The sequence below is a fragment of the Neptunitalea lumnitzerae genome (genome assembly GCF_027924185.1).
Classification (GTDB): domain Bacteria; phylum Bacteroidota; class Bacteroidia; order Flavobacteriales; family Flavobacteriaceae; genus Neptunitalea; species Neptunitalea lumnitzerae.
Genome location: NZ_BRVO01000001.1, coordinates 1,611,657 through 1,634,364, shown reverse-complemented (window position 1 = coordinate 1,634,364; position 22,708 = coordinate 1,611,657). Strand labels below are relative to the sequence as shown.

23 protein-coding genes are annotated in these 22,708 nt (G+C 34.2%); 9 read left to right on the top strand and 14 right to left on the bottom strand.

Translation table 11 applies throughout. The annotated features are described in order from the left end of the window. Genes mraY through mraZ form a run of 6 tightly spaced genes read right to left on the bottom strand, consistent with a single transcriptional unit; the run spans nt 1 to nt 6,402 of the window. The gene (gene mraY, locus Y10_RS07350; protein WP_281764709.1) at nt 1-1,245 is read right to left on the bottom strand and encodes a phospho-N-acetylmuramoyl-pentapeptide-transferase; all 1,245 of its coding nucleotides are present in this window, start codon (nt 1,243-1,245) and stop codon (nt 1-3) included. 6 nt (nt 1,246-1,251) lie between these two features. Beyond that, complete coding sequence (locus tag Y10_RS07345) at nt 1,252-2,715, bottom strand: UDP-N-acetylmuramoyl-L-alanyl-D-glutamate--2,6-diaminopimelate ligase (RefSeq protein WP_281764708.1); 1,464 nt, start codon at nt 2,713-2,715, stop codon at nt 1,252-1,254. Beyond that, the gene (locus Y10_RS07340) at nt 2,712-4,721 is read right to left on the bottom strand and encodes a penicillin-binding protein (protein WP_281764707.1); all 2,010 of its coding nucleotides are present in this window, start codon (nt 4,719-4,721) and stop codon (nt 2,712-2,714) included. The genes Y10_RS07345 and Y10_RS07340 overlap by 4 nt, the downstream gene beginning before the upstream one ends. 4 nt (nt 4,722-4,725) lie before the next feature. Next, nucleotides 4,726-5,043 carry an FtsL-like putative cell division protein gene (locus Y10_RS07335; protein WP_281764706.1) on the bottom strand — a complete coding sequence of 106 codons (318 nt, stop codon included), beginning with the start codon at nt 5,041-5,043 and terminating at the stop codon, nt 4,726-4,728. Next, nucleotides 5,040-5,954 (bottom strand): 16S rRNA (cytosine(1402)-N(4))-methyltransferase RsmH, encoded by a 915-nt coding sequence (gene rsmH, locus Y10_RS07330; protein WP_281764705.1) that lies wholly within the window; start codon nt 5,952-5,954, stop codon nt 5,040-5,042. The genes Y10_RS07335 and rsmH overlap by 4 nt, the downstream gene beginning before the upstream one ends. Then, entirely contained in the window at nt 5,944-6,402 is a 459-nt protein-coding gene (gene mraZ, locus Y10_RS07325) for a division/cell wall cluster transcriptional repressor MraZ (protein WP_281764704.1), read from the bottom strand. The genes rsmH and mraZ overlap by 11 nt, the downstream gene beginning before the upstream one ends. Before the next feature lie 262 nt (nt 6,403-6,664). On the opposite strand from mraZ, the gene Y10_RS07320 reads away from it, so the two are divergent. Then, entirely contained in the window at nt 6,665-7,429 is a 765-nt protein-coding gene (locus tag Y10_RS07320; RefSeq protein ID WP_281764703.1) for an alpha/beta fold hydrolase, read from the top strand. A gap of 3 nt (nt 7,430-7,432) precedes the next feature. Beyond that, nucleotides 7,433-8,044 carry a ribosome biogenesis GTP-binding protein YihA/YsxC gene (yihA, locus tag Y10_RS07315; RefSeq protein WP_281764702.1) on the top strand — a complete coding sequence of 204 codons (612 nt, stop codon included), beginning with the start codon at nt 7,433-7,435 and terminating at the stop codon, nt 8,042-8,044. Here yihA and Y10_RS07310 read toward each other — a convergent pair whose 3' ends face one another. Further along, complete coding sequence (locus tag Y10_RS07310; protein ID WP_281764701.1) at nt 8,045-8,512, bottom strand: DUF4252 domain-containing protein; 468 nt, start codon at nt 8,510-8,512, stop codon at nt 8,045-8,047. A 149-nt stretch (nt 8,513-8,661) separates the two neighbouring features. Here Y10_RS07310 and Y10_RS07305 point away from each other — a divergent pair, with 149 nt between their 5' ends. From Y10_RS07305 to Y10_RS07285, 5 genes are all read left to right on the top strand, one after another. Next, entirely contained in the window at nt 8,662-9,603 is a 942-nt protein-coding gene (locus Y10_RS07305; protein WP_281764700.1) for a YihY/virulence factor BrkB family protein, read from the top strand. A gap of 28 nt (nt 9,604-9,631) precedes the next feature. After that, entirely contained in the window at nt 9,632-10,498 is an 867-nt protein-coding gene (locus Y10_RS07300; RefSeq protein ID WP_281764699.1) for an AraC family transcriptional regulator, read from the top strand. Nucleotides 10,499-10,720: 222 nt separating this feature from the next. Beyond that, nucleotides 10,721-11,437: a pirin family protein gene (locus Y10_RS07295; RefSeq protein ID WP_281764778.1), complete on the top strand. Its 717-nt coding sequence runs from the start codon at nt 10,721-10,723 to the stop codon at nt 11,435-11,437. 25 nt (nt 11,438-11,462) lie between these two features. Continuing rightward, the gene (locus Y10_RS07290) at nt 11,463-11,978 is read left to right on the top strand and encodes a YceI family protein (RefSeq protein ID WP_281764698.1); all 516 of its coding nucleotides are present in this window, start codon (nt 11,463-11,465) and stop codon (nt 11,976-11,978) included. A 130-nt stretch (nt 11,979-12,108) separates the two neighbouring features. Beyond that, nucleotides 12,109-13,980 (top strand): PAS domain-containing sensor histidine kinase, encoded by a 1,872-nt coding sequence (locus Y10_RS07285; protein ID WP_281764697.1) that lies wholly within the window; start codon nt 12,109-12,111, stop codon nt 13,978-13,980. Between the two features lie 49 nt (nt 13,981-14,029). On the opposite strand, the gene gldC is transcribed toward Y10_RS07285, so the two are convergent. Both gldC and gldB read right to left on the bottom strand, forming a co-directional pair. Beyond that, nucleotides 14,030-14,365: a gliding motility protein GldC gene (gene gldC, locus Y10_RS07280; RefSeq protein ID WP_281764696.1), complete on the bottom strand. Its 336-nt coding sequence runs from the start codon at nt 14,363-14,365 to the stop codon at nt 14,030-14,032. Further along, a complete protein-coding gene (gldB, locus tag Y10_RS07275; protein ID WP_281764695.1) occupies nt 14,365-15,324 on the bottom strand; it encodes a gliding motility lipoprotein GldB in 960 nt (319 codons plus the stop codon). Before gldB ends, gldC begins: the two co-directional genes overlap by 1 nt. Nucleotides 15,325-15,441: 117 nt before the next feature. On the opposite strand from gldB, the gene nadE reads away from it, so the two are divergent. Together nadE and Y10_RS07265 are read left to right on the top strand one after the other, a co-directional pair. Next, a complete protein-coding gene (nadE, locus tag Y10_RS07270; protein WP_281764694.1) occupies nt 15,442-16,230 on the top strand; it encodes an NAD(+) synthase in 789 nt (262 codons plus the stop codon). A 166-nt stretch (nt 16,231-16,396) separates the two neighbouring features. Next, nucleotides 16,397-17,026 carry a response regulator gene (locus tag Y10_RS07265; protein WP_281764693.1) on the top strand — a complete coding sequence of 210 codons (630 nt, stop codon included), beginning with the start codon at nt 16,397-16,399 and terminating at the stop codon, nt 17,024-17,026. Here Y10_RS07265 and dnaG read toward each other — a convergent pair whose 3' ends face one another. From dnaG to Y10_RS07240, 5 genes are all read right to left on the bottom strand, one after another. Then, nucleotides 17,027-18,991 carry a DNA primase gene (dnaG, locus tag Y10_RS07260; RefSeq protein ID WP_281764692.1) on the bottom strand — a complete coding sequence of 655 codons (1,965 nt, stop codon included), beginning with the start codon at nt 18,989-18,991 and terminating at the stop codon, nt 17,027-17,029. Nucleotides 18,992-19,122: 131 nt separating this feature from the next. Continuing rightward, nucleotides 19,123-20,238 carry a hypothetical protein gene (locus Y10_RS07255; RefSeq protein WP_281764691.1) on the bottom strand — a complete coding sequence of 372 codons (1,116 nt, stop codon included), beginning with the start codon at nt 20,236-20,238 and terminating at the stop codon, nt 19,123-19,125. A gap of 50 nt (nt 20,239-20,288) precedes the next feature. Next, nucleotides 20,289-21,035, bottom strand: a complete 747-nt coding sequence (locus Y10_RS07250; protein ID WP_281764690.1) for a hypothetical protein — start codon at nt 21,033-21,035, stop codon at nt 20,289-20,291. After that, complete coding sequence (locus tag Y10_RS07245) at nt 21,022-21,579, bottom strand: RNA polymerase sigma factor (protein ID WP_281764777.1); 558 nt, start codon at nt 21,577-21,579, stop codon at nt 21,022-21,024. Before Y10_RS07245 ends, Y10_RS07250 begins: the two co-directional genes overlap by 14 nt. Nucleotides 21,580-21,720: 141 nt before the next feature. Continuing rightward, on the bottom strand, nt 21,721-22,698 hold the full coding sequence (locus Y10_RS07240; protein ID WP_281764689.1) for a polyprenyl synthetase family protein: 978 nt from the start codon (nt 22,696-22,698) through the stop codon (nt 21,721-21,723). Between the last annotated feature and the right edge of the window lie 10 nt (nt 22,699-22,708).

Below are 22,708 nucleotides of genomic sequence, written 5' to 3'. Positions count from 1 at the left end.
TTATCTTAGTTTCAGTGTTACAAAAGTTAATACCGCCATTAAAATCCCAATAATCCAAAAGCGCGTTACAATCTTACTTTCGTGGTATCCTTTTTTCTGGTAATGGTGATGTAAAGGCGCCATTAAGAACACACGTTTTCCTTCTCCGTATTTCTTTTTAGTATACTTGAAATAACTTACTTGAATCATTACTGAAAGGTTCTCTGCAAAAAAGATTGCACACAAAACAGGTATTAATAATTCTTTACGAATTGCAATAGCAATAACCGCTATAATACCGCCTATGGTTAAACTACCCGTATCTCCCATAAATACCTGAGCCGGATATGTATTGTACCATAAGAACCCTACCAAACCACCAGCAAAAGCAGCAATAAACACGGTAATCTCCCCCGCATTTGGTATGTACATAATATTTAAATAATCTGAGAAAATAATGTTACCAGATACCCATGCAAAAATCCCCAAAGTAACTACCATAATAGCAGATGTTCCCGCAGCCAAACCATCAATACCATCTGTAAGGTTGGCTCCGTTAGACACAGCTGTTACAATAAATACTACTATTGGTATAAATATTAACCAAGCATAATCTTTTAAATCTTCACTTACCCAAGTAAGAATAGATGCATAATCAAACTCATTATTCTTTAAGAAAGGAACCGTAGTTTTGGTAGATTTCTGAGCAGTATCAAACGCTACTACTTCATCTACTTGAGCAGTGGTACTACTCACAACTTCAGTTTCTGCTCCATCCTTTAATTTTTCTCTTACGGTTACACCTGGGTGTAGGTATAGCGTAACACCAACGATAACACCTATACCTATCTGGCCTACAATTTTAAATTTACCTTGTAGCCCTTCTTTATCTTTTTTAAATACTTTAATATAGTCATCTACAAACCCTATTACTCCCATCCATACCGTAGTAACAATTAGTAACAGTGTATAAATGTTATCTAATCTTGAAAATAACAGCACCGGAATTAAAGTTGCTCCAATAATAATAAGACCTCCCATGGTAGGTGTACCCGCCTTTTCATTTTGCCCTTTCAACCCTAAGTCACGCACGGTTTCTCCTATCTGTTGTTTTCTTAAAAAGGTAATTACCCTTTTACCATAAATAGTAGAAAGCAACAACGAAAAAATAACCGCCAACGCCGCTCTAAAGGAGATGTACTGAAATACTCCCGCTCCAAAGAAGTCATAGTTTTTATCTAAATAGTCAAATAAATAGTATAGCATAGGTTGTTATTTTTCCAGTTTTTTTAAAAGTTCTTGCACTATTTTATAATCGTCAAAATCGGTTCTTACTCCTTTTATTTCCTGATAGGTTTCATGCCCTTTACCAGCAATTAAAATAATATCATTAGGCATAGCCATTTGGCAAGCCGTTTTTATAGCTTGTTTTCTATCTAACACAGATACTGTTTTTTTAAAATTCACAGCATCTACCCCTTCTTCCATTTGATCTATAATTAATTGCGGATCTTCATCTCTAGGGTTATCAGATGTAAATATTACAGTATCACTTTTTTCAGCAGCTATAGATGCCATTACTGGTCTTTTTGCCGCATCTCTATTTCCACCACACCCAACAACAGTAATTAAATTTTCATTTTTGGTTCTAATACTATTGATAGTCTCCAATACATTTAAAAGCGCATCTGGAGTGTGAGCATAGTCTACCACTACCGTAACTTTAGTATCTGATATTACATATTGAAAACGACCACTTACACTCTCTAACTGACTTAACAACTGTAAAGACTCTAATGTTTCTAACCCTAGTAATTCAGCCGTTGCATAAATAGCCAATAGATTATATGCATTAAAATCACCTATTAATCGCGTCCATACTTCTTGATCATCAATCTTTAGTAATAAGCCTGAAAACTGATTCTCTAGTATTTTTGCTGTATAATCTGCATACGACTTTAGGGCGTATGTTTTTTTAGTTGCTTTGGTATTTTGCAACATTACCAACCCGTTCTTATCATCTACATTTACCAAAGCAAATGCATCTTTTGGCAAATTATCAAAGAAGGATTTTTTCACATCTCTGTAAGCCGCAAAAGTTTTATGATAATCTAAATGATCATGAGACAAATTCGTAAAAATACCTCCAGCAAACTTTAAGCCTTCTGTACGTTTTTGATCTATTCCATGAGAACTAACTTCCATAAAACAATACTCAACCCCCTCTTCATTCATCAACTGTAAATACTTATTGATGGTTAAAGAATCTGGCGTAGTATGTGTTGCAGGATATACTGTATCTCCTACTAAAATTTTAACGGTTGAAATAAGCCCTACCTTATAACCTGCTTTTTCAAACATCTGAGCTAACAACGTAGCTACTGTTGTTTTACCATTGGTACCTGTTACACCAACAAGCTTTAAGTTAAAAGAAGGATTTTCATAATAATTAGCAGCCATAAAAGCTAAAGCACTATGCGTATCTGCCACCTGTATGTAGGTAACTCCATTTACCATTACTTCAGGAAACTCCTCACACACAATAGCCAAAGCACCTTGATTAACTGCCTTTTCTATATAGTCATGACCATCAGACACAGTTCCTCTAATTGCAACAAACACATCATTCAATGCCACTTTTCTAGAATCAAAGTGCACTGCATTAACTGCTACAGCCGTAGTACCAGAAACTGCTTCAATACTAACTTTATACAATATGTCTTTCAACAACATCATGACAGTGTTAATACAATTTTTAAGTTCTTTGTTATTCTTTGTCCTGCTTGAATAGATTGTGATGCTACATCTCCTACTCCATTCACTTCTACTCTAATCCCCAAGTTCTCTAGTAAAGCAACTGCATCCATGCCCGACATACCTTTTACATTAGGTACATTCACGGCACTTTTGTCATTAGCCTTGTCAAAAAAGCGCTCATAATCTACAATCACTTCATTAGCAGGCTTGCTTATTTCTTTTACCGTATCTATTAAAGGAGAACTGGTATATATCTTTTGGGCTACTTTTTTAAATACAGGCCCAGAAACATCTGCACCATAATACCCTACACTTTTATCTGGCTCATGAATTACCACAATGCAAGAATACTTAGGATTCTCAGCAGGAAAGAATCCCGCAAATGATGAGATATAGTTTAATTTACTTCTATCTGTATGCGCATAGTCCTTTTGACACGTACCTGTTTTACCTGCCATAGAAAAATCTGGCGAATACAATTTATGCCCAGTTCCATGCTCTTTCTCTACTACATCTTTCAACAACTGCTTTACTTTATTTACAGTTTCCTGAGAGCATATTTTTGGATTGATAACTTCTTTATCAAATTTATAAACCACCTTATCCCATTCTCTAACTTCTTTAATCAATCGTGGTTTTACCATTTCACCATTATTAGCAATAGCATTGTAAAACGTTAAGGTTTGTAGTGGTGTTAAAGAAACTCCATACCCAAACGCCATCCACTCCATAGCAATACCACTCCAAGTTTTATCACCCGGATGCGGCATATGAGGTTCTGCCTCTCCTTTTACAGATAAATCTAATAGCTGAGCCACATTCATTTCATCCAATCTATCTGTAAATCGTTTCGGATCATCTTTAAAACTTTCATGTATGGTTTTTACAATACCGGTATTAGAAGAAAACTGAAATGCTTCCGCCAAAGAAACCACTCCGTATCCTCCTCTATGTGAATCTCTAACAGATTTACCATAATATTTTATCACTCCATTTTCTGTATCTACCATATAACTCGTATCTACCACTTTCTCTTCTAAAGCAGCCGTTACCGCCATTAGTTTAAATGTAGACCCAGGCTCATGGGCTTCACCTACGGCATAATTAAAACGCTCGTAATACTTACCGTTACTAGTTCTACCTAAATTAGCAATAGCCTTAATCTCACCAGTAGCAACTTCCATTACTACTACACTACCATGATCTGCTTTATATTTTTCTAACTGCTCTAACAAAGCATGGTGCGCTATATCTTGTATATTAATATCAATAGTAGACACCACATCACTCCCATCTTTAGGCTCTATCTCATTTGTACTATTAATAGGCTTCCATAAATTTTTAGCAATACGTTGTTTCCAGCTTTCCCCATCTTTACCATTCAAATACTGCTCACACGCTTGCTCTAACCCAACTGGTTTTACTTCTCCACCTCTAGTAACTCGGTAGTAACCGATACTTCTTTTAGCTATAGACCCTAACGGATATTCTCTAACGGTTTTACGCTCTGTAATAATTCCACCTTTATAAGCTCCTAGTTTAAAAAGCGGAAAATTTTTTAAGCGTACATAATCACCGTACCCTAGGTTTTTAGCTATCAAGTAATATCTATTCTTATGCGCTCTTGCTCTTTTTAATCTACTTTGCAAGCCAGCACTACTCTTACCCAGCAGTTTCCCTAAAGAATCACACAAAGGCTTAATGTTTTCATCAAAGTTTTTATCAGTAGCAGTAACCGCGTCAAAATGCACATCGTAACGAGTTACTGAAGTTGCTAATAAACTTCCATCATCAGAATACAAACTACCTTTATTAGCAGGCACCACCACACTTTTTATGTTAGCCTCTTTTACAGCTGTTCTATACCCTTCTCCGTCTACTATCTGAATGGTCACCAATTTTACAAATACAGCCAATGCCAGCAAAAACATGCATGCTGACACAATATATAATCTGACTAATATTTTTTTCTCGGTAACTGCCATCAGTTTACTTCTCTATTCTTATTTTTTTTGGTGGATTTACAGATGGTTTCAAACCCATTGCTAACACCTCTTGTCTAATTTTTGATTCTAATTTTAATTGTTGTAATTGAGACCTTGTTTCTACAAACTCACTACGCAACTCTTGCACCTCTTCACTCATTTGAGCTATCAAGTGCACTTTTTGGTCTGCACTATGCGAACTACTAATCATTACTACAGCTAACACAGAAACAAACAACAGAAAGCGCCATCTTTTTGCCGCTCCAGCTTCCTGCCTTACCAGAAAATCTCCTTTTAAAAAGTCTAGTAATCCGTTTTTCATATACGCTCTGCTATTCTCAATTTTGCGCTACGCGCTCTATTATTAATTTCTATTTCTTCTTGCGTTGGCACTATCAACCCGCCTACCTTTTTAAAAGGAACATCTATATTCCCATAAAAGTCTTTTTCAGCCTGCCCTTCAAACTTCCCTTCTCTTATAAAGCGCTTTACCAATCTATCCTCTAAAGAATGGTAACTAATCAAACTTATTCTCCCTCCAGGCTTTACCACTTCTGGCATCTGCATTAAAAACTCCTTTAACACATCCATCTCTTGGTTCACCTCTATTCGTATTGCCTGGTAAATTTGAGCTAACACCTTATTATCTTTAAACTTTGGTAAAAACTTAGCCAACACGCGTTTTAAATCTTCACTTGTTTTAATAGACTCATTTTTTCTTGCTGCAACAATAGCTTTTGCCATTCCGTAAGCAGATTTTAATTCGCCATACGTAGACAACACCATTCTTAAATCAGCTTCATCATATTCATTTACCACAGTAGAAGCAGAAACATCACTCTGCTGATTCATTCGCATATCTAAATCTCCATCAAAACGAATTGAAAACCCTCTCTCCGGAACATCAAACTGATGCGAACTCACACCAAAATCACCTAAAACACCATCTACCTGTTTAATTCCATGAAATCTTAAAAAACGCTTGATGTGTCTAAAATTTTGCTCTACTAAAGTAAATCGGTCATCGTCTGGCACATTGGCTAATGCATCCTCATCCTGATCAAAGCCAATCAACCTACCATTTTTACCAAGTCGCTTTAATATTTCTCGAGAATGACCACCTCCGCCAAAAGTCACATCCACATAAACACCATCCTCTTTTATATTCAAACCATCCACAGTCTCTTTCAAGAGTACCGGATTATGATATGTATTTCCTTCGTTATTCATCATCATCACCTCCCATTACTTCTTCAGCCAAGTCTGCAAAATCATCTGTAGCATCATCAATTACTTTTTCGTACGTATCTTTATCCCAAACTTCAATAATGTTAATTGCAGACGACAATACTATCTCTTTAGAAATGCCCGCAAAATTCACCAAGTCTTTCGGAATTAAAAATCTACCACTAGCATCTACTTCCACCATTTTCACCCCAGCAGTAAATCTTCTTATAAAGTCATTATTCTTTTTATTAAACCTGTTAAGCTTTCCTATTTTCTGCATCATTGCATTCCACTCTTCCATAGGATACAGCTCTAAACAATTTTGAAAAACTGCCCTTTTAACAACAAATCCTTGCTCTAACATAGGCGCAAGTTGCGTTTTTAACGCAACCGGAAGCAGCACCCTACCTTTGGTATCTGCCTTACACTCATATGTTCCGATAAAATTTGTCATTAATTATCCACCTAACCTGTTAGTTTTTCAAATATATGGAATAATTCCCCACATTTTACCACTAAAACCCACATTGTTAATAAATTTTGATCTTTTTAACTTTTTTAGGATAACATTTAGGACTTCAATCATTTAGCCTCTACTTGCATAAAAAGAGCCTCTAAAAAGTGAATTCACCTATTTGTTTAAAGCTTTTTCCTTTTTTAGGTAGGAGTTTTGTGTAAATACTTATATTTGTTTCTTGGAAAAATTAACATCGTTGATGCTTAAGAATGTAAAAAAAGAAGGTAAGTTCAGTTACCTAGAGATTGGAGAAGGACAACCCATTATCATTTTACATGGTTTAATGGGAGGACTAAGTAATTTTGAAGGAGTAACCCAATTTTTCTCAAAAAAGGGATACAAAATCCTTATTCCAGAATTACCTATCTACTCAATGCCATTGATTAAAACTACCGTTAAAAACTTAGCTAAGTTTTTAGAACAGTTTATTGAATATAAAAAGATTGACAAGGCTATTTTATTAGGAAATTCTCTTGGAGGTCATATTGGTTTATTACACACTAAACTCTTCCCGCAAAAAGTTAAGGCTCTTGTAATTACAGGTAGTTCTGGACTTTATGAAAGCGCCATGGGAGATGGATATCCTAAGCGTGGAGATTATGAGTTTATCAAAAAGAAAAGTGAAGACGTTTTTTACGACCCAAAAGTGGCTACTAAAGAAATTGTAGATGAAGTTTTTGAAACCGTAAACGACCGTTCTAAACTGGTTAAAACTTTAGCCATTGCTAAAAGCGCTATTCGCCACAACATGTCTAAAGACCTTCCTAACATGGACACTCCTACTTGTATTATCTGGGGTAAAAACGACTCTGTAACACCTCCGAATGTAGCTGAAGAGTTTCATGAATTATTACCAGACTCTGACCTGTATTGGATTGATGAATGTGGACATGCCCCTATGATGGAACACCCTAACACATTCAACGAAATTTTAGATGCTTGGCTTACTAAAAGAAGTTTATAATATATGGAAGTTAAGAAGGCTGACTTTATAATGAGTAATACTGACGTTTCTAAATGCCCAAAGGAGCGTTTACCTGAATATGCCTTTATTGGCCGTTCAAACGTTGGTAAATCATCATTAATAAACATGCTTACCAATAGAAAAAGTTTAGCTAAAACATCTGGTAAACCAGGAAAAACGCAGCTTATCAATCATTTTAAAATAAATGATAATTGGTTTTTGGTAGATTTACCAGGCTATGGGTATGCTAGAGTTTCTAAAAGCACCAAGAAGGTTTTTCAGAAGTTTATTACCAATTATTTTGAGAAACGCTTACAGTTAATTTCTGCTTTTGTATTGGTAGATGTTCGCCACGAACCACAACCTATTGATATGGAATTTATGCAGTGGCTGGGCGAAAACCAAATTCCTTTTTCTATTATTTTTACAAAAGCTGATAAACTAAAACCTGCTGCACTAGAAAAAAATGTAGCTAAATATTTAGACACCCTTACCAATGATGTTTGGGAAGAAGCTCCGCATCATTTAGTTACTTCCTCTTCTTCTGGTTTTGGTAAAGATGAAGTACTAGCATATATAGATAGTTTAAACGAAGTGGTAAATAGTGGGGAATAATTATCTAGACCCCACCGTCATTTCTTCTACCAGCTTATTCAAATCTTTTATTTTTAAATTCCCCTGCGCACTAAGCACCACTAAGTTTTCCTTACTATTTACCTTACAGATGATTTCTTTTATCTTGTTTCCTTTTTTATAAAAGTACAAACGCACATCATCACCATTGTTACTTACTCTAAATAATTCTTCATATTTTTTAGAGTTCACTAATTCTTTAAACCTTTTCTCAAGCGCTCCACCATTATTATCAGAAACCATTATTCGGTAGTTTTTAATACCAGAAACCACATTCTTTAACCCCGCAATATCATCTTCATTTACAAACAAATTTGCTAATGTAGAAGACGCGTTTAACGAAAATGTAATTTCTTCTTTATTTTCCTCTCTAAAGGTATCATAAGGCGTTTTAGTTCCGCACGAAGCCAAAGCAACTAAGCTTACTAATAAAATGAATATTTTTTTCATGGTTGATATTTTTAGTTTCTATTATGACGAGTTACTTACATTTTTGTCACACCAAACTCATAAACTTTTTTCAAATCACCCTTAAAGGTTTCTTAAGAACCACACTTAAATCCTTCCTTTTTTATACTTTCATTTAAAAAGAAGTCTTTATGAAAATTATCAACCATCTAAAATTATTTGGCTCTCTTCTTAAGAAAAGCGCCATCGCTTTTTTTGACGATAAAGGCTTAAAATTAAGCGCATCATTATCATACTACACTACCCTAGCATTAGCCCCTTTACTTATTTTGGTAATGTCTATTGTTGGTTTTTTCTTTGGTAAGGATGCGGTGAAAGGACATATTTTTTACGAAATAAATAATCTAATTGGTTCTGATGCCGCATTGCAAATTCAAGATATACTAAAAGACCTTGAACTTTCAGGACAAACAACCACTGCTATCACCATTAGTATTATCACCTTACTAATAACCTCTACCACCGTATTTAGCGAAATACAAGACTCCATTAACATGATTTGGAAAATTAAAGCTAAGCCTAAAAAAGGATGGTTAAAAATTTTAAAAGACCGACTATTATCATCATCATTAATTATTGGCATTGGTTTTTTAATGGTTATTTCACTTATACTAAACGGTATTTTAGTAGCTCTTAACGAATATTTAAAATCACATTTTCCTCATATCACTGTGTTATTATTCAACGGTATCAATATAGCCTTAACCTTTAGCGTACTTTCCTTATTATTTGGTACTGTCTTCAGGGTTTTACCAGACGCTTCCATATCTTGGAAAGATGTAAGGGTAGGTGCTTTTTTTACCGCATTGCTATTTATGGTTGGAAGATATTTTATCCTGTTATACATACAAACAAGTGGCGCAGGCTCTGCTTACGGAGCAGCAGGCTCCGTTATAGTATTATTGGTATGGCTTTACTATACAGCAGCTATATTATATTTTGGCGCCGAGTTTACTAAATTCTACGCAAATTCATCAGGTAAAAAAATCAACCCCGCTTCATATGCAGTATTTACAAAAAATATTGAAGTAGAACTTAAAGAGCAAGACACTTCTGAAATGAACAAAGAATAATGTACCTTTACCCTACCGAAGGTTTTTTATGGAATCAATTAAAACATATAATAACGTAAACAAAACCAACCCTGCAATGAGTTTTGGTATCTCTAGAACAGAAGATATTTACGTTAAACACCAAGGTAAACCAGACACTCCACACAGACACGACTTTTACACAGTTTTGTTAGTAAAAACAGGAAAAGGCACACATACCATTGACTTTAAAGAATTTAAAATTGAAGACCATCAAGTATTTTTTCTTAGCCCTGGACAAGTACACCAAGTAATAGAAGAAAAAGCTACTTATGGATACTCTATGGTTTTTTCGAGTCAATTTTTAATTGAAAATAACATTCCTCTAAGTTTTATTGACGACTTAAACTTGTTTTACGATTACGGAGAAAGCCCTCCTCTTAAACTACAAGATAATCAACTAGAAAAACTAACTTTCTTTGCAGAGGAAATGCTACAACTTTACAAATCAGACACTCCTTTAAAAGATTTTTCCATAGGATCTTATTTAAAGCTGTTCTTGATTCAATGCACCAATTTATGCTCTTTTAAAGAAGATAACCTTCAAAAAATAGAAACTGGCAACCACACCTTAAAAGAGTTTAAAAATTTGGTTGAACACAATTATAAAAAATGGCATGCAACCTCTACCTATGCAGAAGCTTTAAACATAACACCAGACCATTTAAACAGAACTATAAAATCTTTAATTGGTAAAACGGCTAAAGAATACATTCAATCGCGTCTTGACATAGAAGCAAAACGAATGCTGTATTTCTCTGACCTAACTACCAAAGAAATCGGCTATGAATTAGGCTTTAGCGAACCCTCTCATTTCAGCTCTTTTTTCAAGAAATGTACAGGACACTCTCCTTCTAGCTACAAGAAAAGTATCTAACATCGGATTTTTATAAGTCTTTCCCGCATTCTCATATTTTCTAGCCTTGTTTTATTACGGTACTTTGTATTGTAAAATAAAAACAACATGAGTTTCAAAGAAACATCGCATCAATCAGAAAAAATGATTAGAGCTACCAAAGTGAAGCTAAAAAAATCTGATTATGATGCTATGATTAAAGAAACAGATGTGAAAACATTAACTATAAAAGAAAGTGATACTATGAAAACAATCATTCACAAAGCAGACACCAGAGGACATGCTAACCATGGTTGGTTAGATAGCCATCATACTTTTAGTTTTGCAAATTATTACAACCCAGAACGCATGAATTTTGGCGCATTACGTGTTTTAAATGATGACAATGTTGCTGCTGGTATGGGATTTGGAACACACCCTCACGACAATATGGAAATTATTTCAATTCCGTTAGAAGGAGACCTAGAACATAAAGACAGTATGGGCAACACTACCACTATTAAAGAGGGAGACATACAAGTAATGAGTGCAGGTACAGGAGTTTTCCACAGTGAGTATAATAAAAATAAAGACAGAGCCGTTAAATTTTTACAAATTTGGGTATTCCCAAATCAAAAAAATGTAACTCCTAGATACGATCAAATAACGCTATCGAATACAGATACCCAAAATCAATTATTTCAAATACTATCTCCAAACAAAGAAGACGATGGTGTTTGGGTACATCAAAACGCATGGTTTCATCTAGGAACTTTTGATACGGACATCTCTGAAACATACAATTTGAAAAAACCAGAAAATGGAGTTTACGTTTTTGTTTTAGAAGGTTCAGCAACTATAAACGGTGAAAACTTAGAAAAAAGAGATGGTTTTGGTATATGGGATACCGATAGCTTTACCATTAACACAAAAGAGAACAACACAAGACTTCTATTAATGGAAGTCCCAATGAAATTATAATTAAAAATTTTAAAAATTAAAAAACATGGAAAAGACAACTTGGATTATTGACCCTACGCATTCAGAAATGGTGTTTAAAGTAAAACACATGATGATTTCTACCGTAACAGGTAACTTTGGAGAATTTGAAGGTAAATTAGAAACTACTTCAGAAAATTTTGAAGATGCAGTTTTTGAAGCTTCTGTAAAAACAGCTTCAATTAGCACTAACAATACCGATAGAGACAACCACTTGAAATCTGCTGATTTCTTTGATGCTGAAACGTATCCAGAAATTAAATTTGTTTCAACTTCATACGAAAGCGGTAAATTAACTGGAGACCTAACTATCAAAAACGTTACTAAATCAGTAGTGTTTGAAGTTGAATACAATGGTACTGCGGTTGACCCTTACGGACAAACAAAATCTGGTTTTGAAGCGGTAGCAAAAATCAACAGAAAAGACTTCGGCCTTACTTGGAGCGCTGTGACAGAAGCTGGTAGTGTTGTAGTATCAGATACAGTATCCTTACTAGTAAATCTTCAGTTTATTAAACAATAAACATACTTTTCTACATATTTTCTTAAGTAAATAAATACAAAACTTAAGAATTCTTAACTTCATATGTTCAGGATTATGGTACCGGCAAAATTTTAGTAATTTTGTTAATAGAGTACCCAATCCTGAACATATGAGTTATTTAGCCCAAGAACTTTCTGTTCTATTAAAAGACGATGCAGAAAGTAACATACCCGTTAAACTAGAAAATGCGCAAGGTGCATGGATATGGAATATCAAAAAACCAGAAGAAAGATACTTTACTAGCGACTTCTGGAAACTTCTTGGTTACCTCAATACAACTGAAACAAATGATGATCTCTTTTGGCAAAAAGCCATTTTAAAAGGAGATTTACAGTACTCCTATCAACAACTTCAAAACTATCTTCAGTCTACTAAAAAAGATTTTCATTCGTTAGAAAGATACCACGATATAGATAACGAAGTTATATGGATTAAATGTACTGGTTTTGTAGTACTTGACAAATATAACGAACCCCAATATGTAGTTGGTACTACAGAAAAAAAAGACCGCATTCAATCACTAGAAAATCATAAAACCTTAATTGAACATATCAACGAGGCTGCTACCATTGGTATCTGGGAAGTATACCCTGAAACAGAAAAATTCTTCTGGAACAAGGTAACCAAAGAAATTTATGAAGTACCTGAAAACTTTGAAGGCACCTTAGCAGACGCGCTGGTTTTTTCTAAAGACGAAGATTCTTTAGCTATTGTACAGAAAAGCTATGAAGATGCCGTTACCAAAGGCATACGCTATGAAGTAGAAACCATAATAACTACCGCAAAAGGAAATGATAAATGGGTTAAAGCTATAGGCATACCCGTTATGAAAAACGGAAAATGCACAAAACTTTATGGTTTAATTCAAGACATTACAGAGGAAGTACAAAAACGAGAAAAGTTAGCCCACCAAGAAGCACTGTTTAGAAATACATTTGAAAGCTCTTCTATAGGAATGGCCATTGTTGGATTAGAAGGAGATTGGCTACGTGTAAACAAAAGTTTATGTGAAATGCTGGGCTATGAAAAAGATGAGTTATATAAAATAAAATTTCAAGACATCACACACCCTGCAGATCTAGATATTGATTTACAAAATGTATACGATCTTATTGACGGTAAAGCAGAAACTTATCAATTAGAAAAGCGTTATTTCCATAAAAATGGAGATATTATTTTTGCATTGCTATCTGTATCCATCATAAAAGATAACAATGGAAATCCGCTACACTTCGTATCTCAAATAACCAATTTATCTGAACAAAAAGCAGCTTACAGAAAAATACAATCGTTATTAGAAATTACGCAAAATCAAAACCATCGATTATTAAACTTTGCCCATATTGTATCGCATAACCTACGCTCTCACTCTGGCAATTTAGCTATGCTACTAGACTTAATGAAGATGGAAATGCCCTTACAAACCAATAACGACTACTTTAAAATGATTAATCAGGCGGTAGATAACCTTTCTGCTACCATTAAACATTTGAACGATGTTATTTTGGTGCATACCAAAAAACGAGAAGATGTAAAACAACTAAACCTAACAGATTTTATAGAAAACACCTTAAATGGCTTAAATGCTCATATTTTAGAAAACAATGTTAGCATAGAAAACAACATAAAAGCTGATGTGTATATTAACTATGTACCAGCTTATTTAGACAGCATTCTCATTAATCTTTTGAGCAATGCTATTAAATACAAACATCCTTCTAGAACTCCGGTAATAAACCTATCTATTGAAGAGGGTACTAATTACATCGTCCTATTAGTAGCCGATAATGGAATAGGTATAGACCTAAACATTCACAAAAAAAACCTTTTTGGAATGTATAAAACATTTCACGAACACCCAGAAGCCAAAGGAATAGGATTATTTATTACCAAAAATCAAATAGAGGCTATGGAAGGAAAAATAGAAGTAGAAAGCACCGTAAACAAAGGCACTACTTTTAAAGTATATTTTAAAAAATAGGTGGTAACAAATTGCTACCACCTAACTTTTATATTCGGAAAGATATTTTCTATTTTTTTAACTCAAGCTTCTCTGCAAAATAATCACAAAAATCTTTCATGGTTGCAGTCATTTTTTCATCCTGAGTAGCTCTGTAAAAAGTATCAGACATAGCCGTTAATGTTTGGTGAAAAAATATTTTCATCTCATCTAAAGGCATATCCTTTGTCCACAAATCAATTCTTAATGTTTCTTTTTTATCATGGTCCCAAATAGAAAGTAACATTGCTTTTGCCTCTTCATTTTCTATTCCGCCATCTTTAGCCGTCCAACTTAATTTCTCTGGTACTTTATTTTCGTCTAACTCAATATTTAATTGAATATCTGAAGTATTTCCTTTACTCATTATTTTTTTGGTTTATAATGCGCACTCTTAAAAATTTCCTGCGCAGAGGTATTTAACATTTGTTGCAAAGATACATCATTGTTTTTCATATAAGCATCTACAATTTTACTTCCTATGTAAATACCCAATCTACCAGGTGATTCATTATCTACTGGTAAATAAAATTTAGAGAACGGAGCAGGCATAACAAAACGCTCTAGTAATTTAGGAGCCGTACTATACAACACCTCATTTTCCACAAAGTATTGCCATATCATAGCTTCATTAGCTTCTGCCCAAGTATACTGTTCTTCGCTATATTTCAACCTCTCTGCAGCCGATTTATTAGGTATTAGCAACTGCTCTATATATTGTTTTTTACCATAATAAATAATTACAGAAAGAAAATCTTTCATTCTTGGTGAAGCTACTTTAGCATCGGCATACGCTGAAGCAACATCTACTATCATGTACTTTTTATCTAAAGATTCTGTTATGTATTGTGCCATACCTGAATAAAACTCATGAGAAGCACCTAAGTAGGTATCTAAGCCTATTACCAAATATTTACCTGTATATATAACCTGGTTTTTGTAATCTACATCAGAAGTTACAGTTATAACCGTAGGAATAGGGTCGTTAGGATAATAAAACTTCACATGCTGAAAGAAAGACGCTAGCTCTTTCTCCTGTGCTTCAAAATCAGGAAAGGCTTTATAAACCTCATTAAACAAAGATCTCTGTAGTGTATCGTACATTTTAGTTACCCAAACAGAATCTGGATATTCCTGAGGAAACATATACGGATACTCTTGCTTTAACTGGGGCAAGTCTGCAGGTGTTGCCTTCTTATAATCAAGATCAAAACGCTTTACTTTTACCTCTACAGGAATCTCGCTAATTTCCTTCTCAATTTGAGAGGATTTATCACAGCCTAAAAACAAAACTAATACCGCAACTAGTAGAGATATTTTTTTCATAAAATTTATATAATGTTTCAAATGAGAACGCTAAACGCTATTTTTAATTATTAAAAAAAGGTAAATTAGCTGCAAATTTAATGTATTTATACTTTATTTAAAGTAAACTATCTATATATGAAAACAAATGAAATTATTGAGCATATTGTCTCTTGGTTAAAAAGCTACGCTACCAACGCAGGAATGAATGGTTTTGTTATTGGAGTTTCTGGCGGAATTGATTCGGCCGTTACGTCTACTTTATGTGCAAAAACTGGTTTAGATGTACTGTGTTTAGAAATGCCAATTCACCAATCTGAAAATCAGGTGAGCCGCGCATTAAATCATATCAAGTGGTTAGAAAGCAATTTTGAAAAGGTACATATGACTACCGTAAATTTAACTCCGGTTTTTGATAGTTTAATTGAAAGCTTACCACCTGTAAGTAGTGAAGAAGATAGATTTATGTCGTTAGCCAACACAAGAGCTAGATTACGTATGTCTACCCTTTATTATTTTGCAGCACTAGAAAAAAGATTAGTAGCAGGTACTGGTAACAAAGTAGAAGATTTTGGAGTTGGTTTCTATACTAAATATGGTGATGGTGGTGTAGATTTAAGTCCTATTGCAGATTTATTAAAAACAGAAGTGTACGAAATTGCCAAAGCATTAGGAGTAAACCAAGAAATTATTGAAGCAGCACCTACTGACGGTTTATGGGGAGACGACCGAACCGACGAGGATCAATTAGGAGCATCTTACCCTGAGTTAGAATGGGCTATGGCGCAAGATGAAGCTGGTAAAACTATAGATGATTTTAGTGGTAGAAAACAGCAAGTTTTTGCCATCTACAAAAGGTTCAATAATGCAAACAAACACAAGATGGACCCGATACCTGTTTGTTTGATACCCAACGAATTAAAATAATTGAGGGATTTCAGAGGTAAGTATCATATTTTTTTGACAAAAAGAATAATTTTCTTATTTTTACAGCCTACATACCCCACAAATACAGAGTGAGGATTTTCAAAATTAATATTGGATTGTTTTGTTAATCCCATTTGTTGTTTTATGAACCCTTAAACCCTAAAAAATGATTAAAGTTTTAGTGGCAGACAGCCACCCGATCGTACAGCAAGGATTGGAGTCTTTCTTCAAGCCTTCTACAGAGTTAGATGTAGTAGACTCAGTATCTACCACCAATGAACTTTTTGAGTATTTAACCAGTCATACCCCTGACTTAATACTTCTAGAGATGGATATTCCTGAGGTTAACGGAATTACCGCTTTACGTAAACTAAAAAAAGAATACCCCGAGGTTAGAGTACTTATGTATAGTGCCCAACCAGAAGATGTTTACGCTGTAAGTACCCTAAGAGCAGGAGCACATGGTTATATATCCAAAACCGCTAGTTTAGAGCTTTTAAAAGAAGCTATTCTTAAAGTTGCCGGAGGTAATATGTTTATTACTAACGAGCTTGCACAAAGATTAGCTTTTGACGAAAGCACAAACAAACCAAGAAAATATTTTAGAAGACTTTCTACTAGAGAAGTAGAAGTTCTTAAGCTATTATCTGCAGGTAAGAGAAACAAACAAGTTGCAGAAGAACTTGGATTAAATGAAAAAACTGTAAGTACATACAAAGCCAGATTAATGCGTAAACTAAACGTAGATAATATGGTAGATATGTTACAACAAGCAAAAGCTTTAGAGTTGTTTTAATTAGAGAACTCTATTTAGTTTTTCAGACAATACTTTTTTTAATTGAAGGTAATGCATAGCTTCTTCTAGAAGTTCTGTATTACCTTCTGTATTTTGTAACGTTTGTGCTTTTAAATCCTCTACTCTATTTTCTATTAGGTAGCATCGTAGACTTAAGATAGTTTCGTTAATTAGCAATCCTAAATCGTGATCTTTAGCTTTCACCAAAATATCTTTAGACTCCCAATTATCTAAGCTATATTTTTCTTCATCCATCAGTATAGAGGTTACCTCTGCAGATATTGTAGGTTCTAATTCTTGCAAATAAGTTTCAATTGTAAAAGCCTTCTCTGAGGTAAACGCCTCCATTAAACTCGCATAAATATTTCTAAAAATGTCATTAGAAAGCTCTACCTCATCCTCCTGAAGATCTAAATATATTTTTTCAAATACTCTTGCTTCAAATTCCTGTTGCTCCATTGCCAAGCCCTTCTCTGTTTCTTTCAACACCATGTCTTCAAAAACAGTAGAACGTTCTCCATAGAGTAACAACAACTCAATAATTTTTCGTTCTAATAGATATTGCCTGTCTACCTTAGTTTGCTGCAAGGGCTCGTTTTTAACAACGTTAAAAGCTTGCTGCTGTCTTGCTTTTTTGTAGTTTTTATCAGCTTCTTTAACCTCTTTATTATGAAGTTGTGCCAAGGTATTAAAAAGTACATCTTCAGAAATATCCATAATTCTAGAACATTCCTGCAAATACACTTCTTGCTGAATTCTATCAGGTATTTTGGCTATACTTCCTACAATATCCCTAATAGTATCTGCCTTTTTAATCGGGTCGTTTTTAGCTTCTTTAACTAACAAGGAAGCTTTAAACTGAATAAAGTCTTGGGCATTCTCGGCTAAATACGCCTTTATATCGTCGTAACTATTTTTTCTTGCAAAGCTATCAGGGTCATCTCCTTCCGGAAACGTGCACACCCTAACATTCATTCCCTGCTCTAAGATAAGATCTACCCCACGTAAGGAAGCTCTCAACCCTGCCGCATCACCATCAAATAGCACCGTAATATTTTTAGTTAACCTATTAACTAATCTAATTTGCTCTGGTGTTAGTGCAGTACCACTAGAAGCAACTACATTCTCTATTCCGTTTTGGTGAAACTGTATAACATCTGTATATCCTTCTACTAAGTAACAACTATCTTCTTTAGCGATAGCCTGTTTTGCATGGTAAATACCATACAACACTTTACTCTTATGGTATATATCACTCTCAGGAGAGTTTAGGTACTTAGCTGCTTTTTTCTGTGTATCTAAAATTCTACCCCCAAAGCCAAGTACTCTACCACTCATAGAATGTATAGGAAACATTACACGCCCCTTAAAACGGTCAAAATGCTTTCCTTCTTCTTTTACAATAGTAAGTCCCGTTTTTTCTAGAAACTCTAACTGATAGCCTTTATCTAAAGCTGTCTTTGTAAAAGCATCCCACTCATCTAAAGAATATCCTAGTTTGAATTTTCTAATAGTAGAATCTAAAAAACCTCGTTCTTTAAAATAAGAAAGCCCTATAGCTTTACCAGCGCCGGTTTCCCATAAGTTATGCTCAAAGTTTTCTTGGGCAAATTCTGAAACCACAAACATACTTTCTCGCTCATTAGCTTGCTCTTTTGCTTCGTCTGTTTGCTCTGTTTCTTCTATTTCTATACCGTATTTTTTAGCCAAATACCGAATAGCTTCTGGGTATGTAAAATGCTCATGCTCCATTATAAAAGCTATTGCATTACCCCCCTTACCACTACTGAAATCTTTCCATATTTGCTTTACAGGAGATACCATAAAACTTGGGGTTCGTTCATCTGTAAACGGACTTAACCCCTTGTAATTAGTTCCCGATTTCTTCAATTGAACAAAATCTCCAATAACATCTTCTACACGCGTAGCATCAAAAACTTTATCTATGGTTTCCTTAGCAATCAATACTCTATAAATTTTTGGTCTGCAAAATTAACTAATTTTTCGTGAGGGTTGGTACCATTTACTAATATAACAAAAAAACGACGCCTAACTAGGCGCCGTTTGTCAAAGGTATTATTCTAATTCAAAAATATTTAATCTAAATCAAATCGTATTCCTAACGATACGTTATTCTGTTCTTTTACAGCATCATGAAAAATTGGGTTTAAATCGTACTTAGCATATAAAGAGGTATCTCCTATACCAATATAAGCGGCTACTCCGTAAATAAAATTATTGGTATTAAAATCACTTTTTATCTTCTCCTTTACCCTGTCACCATCATTTTTATATTTTAACTTTTGGCGTGTACTATAGTTTAAACCTGCATATGCACCAATACCAAACTTAAACATTTCATCATTGCTATATCTAAAATAATCTCCTCTATCAATTTTTTTAGAAGGTCCAAACTCAAAAAATACAGGCACTACAATATTATCCATACGTAGTTTTACTTTTTTCAAGCTATTAGGGTGCTCTTGTAAAAGGGTCTGATCTCCATTTTCTACAAAGTACATATTATCAGTAGGCTTTAAACCGTTGTTCTGAAAAGTAATACCATATCTAAAACGTACAGCATTGCTATTTAAAAACAAACGTGTATTCCACATATACCCAATCTCAAAAAATCTACTTCCACCTATCTCATACGGAGAACCATCTATACCTTCTCCATCAATAATACTATTGTTTAATCCTAAAGCTACTACTAAACTTCCTGTAGTTCTTTTATCATATTTATAGTGTCTTCTGTTAAGCGTATCTCCATACACCTTTCTATTCTCAATTCTAAGTCCGTCTTTATCAAAAATTAAGGTACTCTGAATTGCTTCTCCATTTTCAACATCTTCTCCTCTTTCTGCTAACGCTATTTTGTTATCTACAATAGCCGTTTTATTCTCAATATTTTGTGCTGCTAACTTAGCGGCTGCTTCTTTTTGTTTTTTAGCTTCTTCTTCTGTGATTTCTCCTTTAGCTTGTTTTTCCGAAATCAACCTAACAGCTTCCTTTAACTTATTCTTTTCAATATCTACAATAGCTTCTTTTTCTAATTTTAAGCTTTTAATAAGCTCTTGTTTATCATCTGATAATCCTGCTTTTTTCTTATCTACCTCTAATTTTAAGGTATCTTGCTCTACTTGCGCACTTAAGACATAGGTACTAAACATTAGTACCAACATAGTCATGAAGGTAATAACTCTAATCATAATTTTCTTCTTTAATTGATTTTGATTGATGAATGAACTCTATTTATTGGTTACTTTTCAGCTACTGCTGTTTTAATTTTTATAAACCCATCTTGAAGGGCATTAAACACTTTATCTTTAAATGATTTATCTAACTCATACTCTACCTCAGAAAGCAATGAAGCTGCCAGACTTTCTGTAGCATTGTTATTGTTTGCTAAGGCAAGTTGTATTCTTTCAGCTCTTAATTCATTTTGTGCATTTAGTAATAAAGAGTCTATAGTAGCATCCGTTATTTCTGTACCATGCTCCTGCATGGTATTTAGTGTTAATAACACCTTATCTACTTTAGCATCTTCTAAAACATCTGACGCACTTTTTTCCAATTTTACCGGAACCACCGAAGCTACCTCTACTATATGCAACTTACTATCTGGTTTTTGATATGTTTTAGAGTTAACTTCTTCTACCTTATTCTCGGTCTTATCATTTACTCTTTTTATTGCAGCTACTTCAACCACGCCTTCAGTCACATCTACTTCTCTTTTATGAATGTTGTTTTCTACAGGTGCTTCCTTTTTAACATCTACATCTACAATAGTGGGCTTCGGTGCTGTTTTCTGGCTTATTAAAAAACCTCCTAACACAAAACCTCCAATAATTAAAATAGCCGCAACCCAATACCACTTAGCCAAAGTAAACGTTGATTTTTCCTCTTCTAACTGCCCCACTACTTTATCCCAGGCATTACCAGAAGGGGTAATAGTACGCTCTTCTAACCTTTGTTTTAATTCATTTTCAAACTCAGACAGTCCCATTCTCTCTTTTCTTTAAAAGTTCTAATTGTTGCTTTAATAATTTTCTGGCTTTTGATAACTGCGATTTAGAAGTACCCTCAGAAATTTGTAACAGTGTTGCTATTTCTTTATGCGAATAGCCTTCTACTGCATACATTACAAAAACTGCTTTATATCCACCTGGCAAGCCATCTATTAACAACTGAAGCATTTCGGTGCTCATTTCAGACTCATAACTTACACCTTCCGAAACAACCAAATTATCCTCCGAAAACTCCATTTGCTTATGCGTTCTTAAAAACGAAATAGCCTCCCTTACCATAATCTTTCGCACCCAGCCTTCAAAACTACCATCAAATCTAAAGTGATTTAAATTTTTAAACACTTTAGCAAAACCGGTAATCATAACATCTTCTGCGTAATGAATATCTTTTACATAATACCTGCACACACTCAACATTTTAGGAGCATGGGTAGTATACAAAGCCTGTTGTGCAACCCTATCATTCTTCTGGGCTTTTTTAATTAGCTTTTCTTCGCTATTATGTAATTGAATTACTTTCAAAACACGTTTCATACTGGTTTCTAAATATAAAGACGTTTTTAAATAAAAAAAGGTTGCCTGAAGGTATAAAAAAATAAATTAAACCCTTAGCAAACAACCACAAACAATTAATAAACAACTATTTAAAAAATTACTTTTTTTTTATTTTTTTCGTTCTATAACATAATTCACCATTAACTCTAGCGAATCTTTATAAGGAGAATCTTTATAATCGGAAAGAATTTGAAGTGCTTCCTGCTGAAAATCTATCATTTTAGATGTAGCATACTCTAAACCGCCCTTTTGCTTCACAAAATCAATAACCTCTTTTACACGCTTACTGTTTTTATTATGGCGTTTAATAGAGTTAATTAACCAATCATGCTCTTTTTTATCACAAGTATTCAACGTATAAATTAAAGGAAGCGTCATTTTCTGCTCTTTGATATCAATACCTGTAGGTTTTCCAATAGGGCCATCGGTATAATCAAAAAGGTCATCTTTTATTTGAAAAGCCATACCAATAAGCTCCCCAAACTTTCGCATCTTCTCAACATGTTCAGAGTCTGGAGCTACAGAACAAGCACCTAAACTACAACAAGCTGCAATAAGAGTAGCCGTTTTTTGCCTTATAATCTCGTAGTAAACTTCTTCAGTAATATCTAGCTTTCTAGCTTTTTCAATTTGTAGCAACTCCCCCTCACTCATTTCGCGTACAGCCACAGAAATGATTTTAAGTAAGTCAAAATCGTTATGGTCAATAGATAATAACAACCCTTTAGATAGTAAATAATCTCCTACCAGAACTGCAATTTTATTTTTCCACAAGGCGTTGATAGAAAAGAAGCCTCTTCGTCTGTTACTATCATCTACTACATCATCATGTACTAAAGTAGCAGTATGTATAAGCTCTATAACAGCAGCACCTCTATAGGTTCTATCATTTACCTCACCATCAGAAATCATTTTAGATACTAAGAAAACAAACATAGGTCGCATCTGTTTTCCTTTTCTATTTACTATATAATAAGTGATTCTATTAAGTAAGGCAACCTTAGAAGACATGGCCTCTTGGAACTTTTTCTCGAAGAGTTCCATTTCCTCACGTATAGGAAATTTAATTTGTTCTACTACTTTCAAAGCTTAGATT

What these genes read in the sequence shown, in the direction of transcription:
- mraY (WP_281764709.1), bottom strand. Translation starts at nt 1,245, where the DNA reads ATGCTATACTATTTATTTGACTATTTAGATAAAAACTATGACTTCTTT.
- Y10_RS07345 (WP_281764708.1), bottom strand. Translation starts at nt 2,715, where the DNA reads ATGATGTTGTTGAAAGACATATTGTATAAAGTTAGTATTGAAGCAGTT.
- Y10_RS07340 (WP_281764707.1), bottom strand. Translation starts at nt 4,721, where the DNA reads ATGGCAGTTACCGAGAAAAAAATATTAGTCAGATTATATATTGTGTCA.
- Y10_RS07335 (WP_281764706.1), bottom strand. Translation starts at nt 5,043, where the DNA reads ATGAAAAACGGATTACTAGACTTTTTAAAAGGAGATTTTCTGGTAAGG.
- rsmH (WP_281764705.1), bottom strand. Translation starts at nt 5,954, where the DNA reads ATGATGAATAACGAAGGAAATACATATCATAATCCGGTACTCTTGAAA.
- mraZ (WP_281764704.1), bottom strand. Translation starts at nt 6,402, where the DNA reads ATGACAAATTTTATCGGAACATATGAGTGTAAGGCAGATACCAAAGGT.
- Y10_RS07320 (WP_281764703.1), top strand. Translation starts at nt 6,665, where the DNA reads ATGCTTAAGAATGTAAAAAAAGAAGGTAAGTTCAGTTACCTAGAGATT.
- yihA (WP_281764702.1), top strand. Translation starts at nt 7,433, where the DNA reads ATGGAAGTTAAGAAGGCTGACTTTATAATGAGTAATACTGACGTTTCT.
- Y10_RS07310 (WP_281764701.1), bottom strand. Translation starts at nt 8,512, where the DNA reads ATGAAAAAAATATTCATTTTATTAGTAAGCTTAGTTGCTTTGGCTTCG.
- Y10_RS07305 (WP_281764700.1), top strand. Translation starts at nt 8,662, where the DNA reads ATGAAAATTATCAACCATCTAAAATTATTTGGCTCTCTTCTTAAGAAA.
- Y10_RS07300 (WP_281764699.1), top strand. Translation starts at nt 9,632, where the DNA reads ATGGAATCAATTAAAACATATAATAACGTAAACAAAACCAACCCTGCA.
- Y10_RS07295 (WP_281764778.1), top strand. Translation starts at nt 10,721, where the DNA reads ATGAAAACAATCATTCACAAAGCAGACACCAGAGGACATGCTAACCAT.
- Y10_RS07290 (WP_281764698.1), top strand. Translation starts at nt 11,463, where the DNA reads ATGGAAAAGACAACTTGGATTATTGACCCTACGCATTCAGAAATGGTG.
- Y10_RS07285 (WP_281764697.1), top strand. Translation starts at nt 12,109, where the DNA reads ATGAGTTATTTAGCCCAAGAACTTTCTGTTCTATTAAAAGACGATGCA.
- gldC (WP_281764696.1), bottom strand. Translation starts at nt 14,365, where the DNA reads ATGAGTAAAGGAAATACTTCAGATATTCAATTAAATATTGAGTTAGAC.
- gldB (WP_281764695.1), bottom strand. Translation starts at nt 15,324, where the DNA reads ATGAAAAAAATATCTCTACTAGTTGCGGTATTAGTTTTGTTTTTAGGC.
- nadE (WP_281764694.1), top strand. Translation starts at nt 15,442, where the DNA reads ATGAAAACAAATGAAATTATTGAGCATATTGTCTCTTGGTTAAAAAGC.
- Y10_RS07265 (WP_281764693.1), top strand. Translation starts at nt 16,397, where the DNA reads ATGATTAAAGTTTTAGTGGCAGACAGCCACCCGATCGTACAGCAAGGA.
- Y10_RS07255 (WP_281764691.1), bottom strand. Translation starts at nt 20,238, where the DNA reads ATGATTAGAGTTATTACCTTCATGACTATGTTGGTACTAATGTTTAGT.
- Y10_RS07250 (WP_281764690.1), bottom strand. Translation starts at nt 21,035, where the DNA reads ATGGGACTGTCTGAGTTTGAAAATGAATTAAAACAAAGGTTAGAAGAG.